4 protein-coding genes and 2 pseudogenes are annotated in these 4163 nt (G+C 67.7%); 4 read left to right on the top strand and 2 right to left on the bottom strand.

Annotation, left to right across the window (positions count from 1 at the left end; translation table 11 throughout):
• Window positions 1–25: 25 nt before the first annotated feature.
• Window positions 26–154: pseudogene (locus AC5JJ1_RS13515) on the bottom strand (IS3 family transposase); the annotation flags it as partial.
• Between the two features lie 83 nt (window positions 155–237).
• Here AC5JJ1_RS13515 and AC5JJ1_RS13510 point away from each other — a divergent pair.
• The 4 genes and pseudogenes from AC5JJ1_RS13510 to tnpC form a co-directional block, all read left to right on the top strand.
• Complete coding sequence (locus AC5JJ1_RS13510; protein WP_495785626.1) at window positions 238–399, top strand: hypothetical protein; 162 nt, start codon at window positions 238–240, stop codon at window positions 397–399.
• A 532-nt stretch (window positions 400–931) separates the two neighbouring features.
• A complete protein-coding gene (gene tnpA, locus AC5JJ1_RS13505; protein ID WP_495785625.1) occupies window positions 932–1375 on the top strand; it encodes an IS66-like element accessory protein TnpA in 444 nt (147 codons plus the stop codon).
• Window positions 1372–1728: an IS66 family insertion sequence element accessory protein TnpB gene (gene tnpB, locus AC5JJ1_RS13500; protein WP_495785624.1), complete on the top strand. Its 357-nt coding sequence runs from the start codon at window positions 1372–1374 to the stop codon at window positions 1726–1728. Before tnpA ends, tnpB begins: the two co-directional genes overlap by 4 nt.
• Window positions 1729–1737: 9 nt before the next feature.
• A pseudogene (gene tnpC / locus AC5JJ1_RS13495) lies at window positions 1738–2760 on the top strand (IS66 family transposase); the annotation flags it as partial.
• Between the two features lie 71 nt (window positions 2761–2831).
• On the opposite strand, the gene ltrA reads toward tnpC, so the two are convergent.
• The coding region (gene ltrA / locus AC5JJ1_RS13490) for a group II intron reverse transcriptase/maturase (protein WP_495785623.1) at window positions 2832–4163 on the bottom strand (1332 nt) is incomplete at its 5' end.

Raw genomic sequence — 4163 nt, 5'->3', positions numbered from 1 at the left:
CGGAGTGCGCCCGCCCTCAGTTACGCCATGTCGGCTCCGTCACCCCGATCGCCCGCACCGCCTCCGCCACCCACTTGCCCTGCACCACCAGCACCTCCGCCTGGCACAGCTTCGCCACGATCTCCTCGGGCGTGTGGGGCTTGCCCCGTGCCATTCCTGCCTCCAAAGCAGCCGCCAGACTACTCTGCCAGCGGACCACTCCTACGGGGTTAGGTCACTGGCGCGGTGCTGAACAAGATGGACCGGGTCGACGCTGCCGGGCGCGCTGCCCTGGTCGAGAAGCATCCGGATGCGATTGCCCTCTTGGCTCACTCGAACGGGGATGTCAGCGCGCTGCACGACACCATCATCGGCTTTTTCGAGGCCCCCGTGGTGGAGGAAGTGGTGGTGTTGCCCTAACCGAAGCAGGGTCTCATCGGCCGGTGCACGAGAGCGTGCGGGTCCTGTCGGAGGCGTATGACGAGAATGGCCGGGTGCTGAATGTCCGCGGCCTGCCCGGCGTCATCGCGCGTCTGCGGCGAAGCCTGGCTGCTGGCTGAGCTCTGGTGCGCACCGGGAAAGCCCGACTTTACTTAACGGCTGCTTATGGTCTGAGCGCCTCGGTGGTATCCGTGCGCGGACCGGGCGATGGCGCGCCACAATTGCGTTCGCCTGAAGAGTAAAGCCAGATGCCTGCAGGTGCTTCCAAGCTTCACTAGGCGTGCGCGGAAATGAGTTGATAGCGAGGCGCGAGGGATGGCTTCAGATTGCCGGTTGCGACCGCTCCCGTCGAAGATAACCGCGCCGCTCGGCACCCGCCGGGCCAGAGCGCGATGGCGCCTTGCATACCCGACTGTTGGCGCCTTTGTCGTTCCACCGTAAGCGGGGCTCTACGGCTCTTTTTGTCTGAGGTGAGGTAGGTTGTGAGGTAGGCCATCGCGGAGGGCAGGCGATGGCGCAGACGAGGGCTCGCACCGGTGCGGGCACTGGGGCGGACACTGTGGCGATGGAGCGGGTGGAGATCGTCACTCGTGGCGAGCGACGTCGCAGCTACACGCTGGAGGACAAGGCGCGGTTGCTGGCGGAGACGGTGGAGCCGGGGGTGCGGGTGCTGGAGGTGGCGCAGCGGCATGGCATCTCGCCGAGCCTGCTGCATCGCTGGCGGCGCGAGGCGGAAGGTCGTCCGCTCCGCAAGATAGCGCGGCCCGTACCGAGGCTCGTGCCGCTGTTGGTGGAGGCGCCAGGGGCGGCGTCGCCGATGTGCACGACGGCTGCGACGAACGGCGCGGCGGGGGCGACGATCGAGGTAGTGCTGCGCAACGGCCGGGTGTTGCGGGTCGGCGCGGCATCGGACGTGGCGGCTGTCGCCCGGCTCGCCGGGGTGCTCGAGGCGTGATTGCGCTGCCTCCAGGCGCACGCATCCTGCTGGCGACGCAGCCCGTCGACTTTCGCAAAGGGGCGCATGGCCTTGCGGCGCTGGCAGCTGAAGGTCTGGGCGAGGATCCGTTTTCGGGGGTGGTGACCGTATTCCGCTCGAAGCGCGCGGACCGGGTCAAGATCCTGCTCTGGGACACGTCGGGCCTGGTGCTGATCTGGAAGCAGATGGAAGGCAGCGCGTTCCGCTGGCCGCCGATCGTGGACGGGGTGATGCGGCTGACCCCGCCCGAGTTCGCGGCGCTGTTTGCCGGACTGGATTGGACGCGCATGGAAACACCAAAACGGATTCCCAGGCCCACAGCGGTTGCCTAGACTCGGGCCATGAGCGCTGCCGGTGCCGACGCGGAGACTTTGCCTGACGATCCGGCGGCGCTGCGCGCCCTGCTCGCCGAGGCGCTATCCCGGTGCGCGATGCTGGAGGCGGAGCGGGCCACGCTCGAGGCGCAGAATGAGCGGCTCCGGCACCTGCTGCTGAAGCTGAAGCGGATGCAGTTCGGGCGGAAGTCGGAGCGGCTGCCGCAGGAGCAGCTCGAGCTCGGGCTGGCCGACCTCGAGACTGCCATCGCGGCGGCCGAGGCAGGCGCTGAAAAGCGCGACCCGGAGGCGCGTCGGGAGCGAGCGGCAAAGCGCCGGGCCAGCCGCGGGGCGCTGCCGGCCCACCTGCCGCGCCTCGAGGTGGTGGTTGCGCCGGAGAGTGCGGCCTGCGCCTGCTGCGGCGGCGCGATGGTGGAGATCGGTGCCGACACCTCGGAGCGGCTTGACGTGATCCCGGCCCAGTTCCGGGTGCTCGTGACGCGGCGCCCGAAGCTGGCCTGCCGCGCCTGTGCGGGCGTCGTGGTGCAGGCGCCGGCGCCGCCGCGGCTGATCGAGGGCGGGCTGCCGACCGAGGCCACCGTGGCCCACGTCCTGGTCTCCCGCTACGCCGACCACCTGCCCCTGTATCGCCAGGCCCAGATCCTGGCCCGGCAGGGAGTGGAGGTGGACCGCTCCACCCTGGCGTTCTGGGCGGGCTACGGGGCGGCCGAGATCACGCCGGTGGTCCAGCGCCTGAAGGCGACCGTACTCGCCTCGGCACGGATCTTTGCCGACGAGACCACCGTGCCCATCCTCGACCCAGGCCGCGGCCGGACCAAGACCGGCTGGTTCTGGACGGTGGCGCGTGATGACCGGCCTTGGGGCGGTACCGACCCACCCGCCATGGTCTACACCTACGCCCCAAGCCGCGCCCACGAGCATGCCCGCACCCTGCTGGGCGGCTACCGTGGCATCCCGCAATGTGACGGCTATGGCGCCTACAAGACCCTGGCCAAACCCGACGCGGGACCAGCTGCGATCGCCTACTGCCGAGTAGGTGGGGACGTTGCCGCCCCCACCCCTCACAGACCCGGACGTGCAGATTTCCCGCATCCGGTTCCTCATGGGAGAGCTTCGCTCGGGACGGTGTACTGCCGCATGATCCTGGTTGGAGGCAGGGGGTGGCGGCGCAGCAGTTCGCGCAGGCGGTCCCAGCGGAAGTTTCCGTGTCGCCCTCTGCGCGATAGCCACTTCTTCCAGATCCGCTCGACCTGATGGAGGTACCATCGGAGCCGACGCCCGTTGCCGGTGATGCCGTAGTAGCCGTAGTGGCCGCGCAGCATCGCCGACAGGTGGGCATGTTGGTGGCGTATGGTCTGATGCCGGTTACGCTGGCACCACTCATTCACCGCCGACAGGGCACGGGTGAACCGGCCCTTTGCCGTCACCTGCCGCACCACGTTCTTCGCCTGCCTGGACCGTCCCCAAACATGGGTAAAGCCCAGGAAGTCGAAGTTGGTGCCGCTTGTCGCCGGGTGACGTTGACCGCCCGGACGACGAAACCGGAAGTCGATGAACCGCGACTTCTCCGGGTGGAGGGTAAGTCCAAACCGGTTCAGCCGCTGCCCCAGCGCGCGAAAGACCCGCCGGGCATCGAGGTGGTCCTCGAATGCCAGGACGAGGTCGTCCGCGTACCGGACCAGGATGTACCTGCCCTTCAGGCGTGGTGCGACCACCGCTGCTACCCACTCGTCCAGCACATGATGCAGGTAGATGTTGGCAAGCAGCGGCGAGATCACCCCGCCCTGTGGCGTTCCCTCAGTCATGCGGATCAGGGAGCCGTTCTCCAGCACCCCAGCCTTCAGCCATTTGTCGATCATGCGTCTGACGACACCGTCGACGACTCGTTGGTCAAGGAAGCTCCGCAGCTGCTCGTGCGGGATGGTGTCGAAGTACCGCTTGATGTCGATATCCAACACCCACCGCAGGCCCTGCGTCATGAACGCCGTGCGTAAGTCGTGCAGAGCGTCATGCGCGGACCGGCCAGGGCGAAAGCCGTACGAGCAGGGCAGGAAGTCCTGTTCGTAGATGGCTTCCAGCAGCATGACGATCGCTCGCTGCGCAACCTTATCCTCGAAGGTCGGAATGCCGAGCGGCCGTTGCGATCCATCCGGCTTCGGAATGTAGCTGCGGCGCACCGGCGGAGCCTGGTAGCGACCCGACTTGATGCGGTCGAGGAGGTCGAGAAGGTTCGCCTCCAGGTTTTCCGCATAGTCGGCCGCGCCAATCCCGTCGATGCCCGCCGCGCCATCCTTGCGGGTGGTTCGGTAGGCCTCCAGCATCCATTCCAGATCGAGGACATGGTGCAGCGAGGCGAACGCGCGATCGCGGTGCGTCCTCTGGCTGTGTCCATGAATTCTGGCCCAGCAGTGCTGATGAATTTTGGCCCACCT

Source organism: Belnapia sp. (assembly GCF_059504005.1).
The sequence above is the reverse complement of the archived record's forward strand: the minus strand, read 5'-3'. Positions and strand labels throughout refer to the sequence as shown.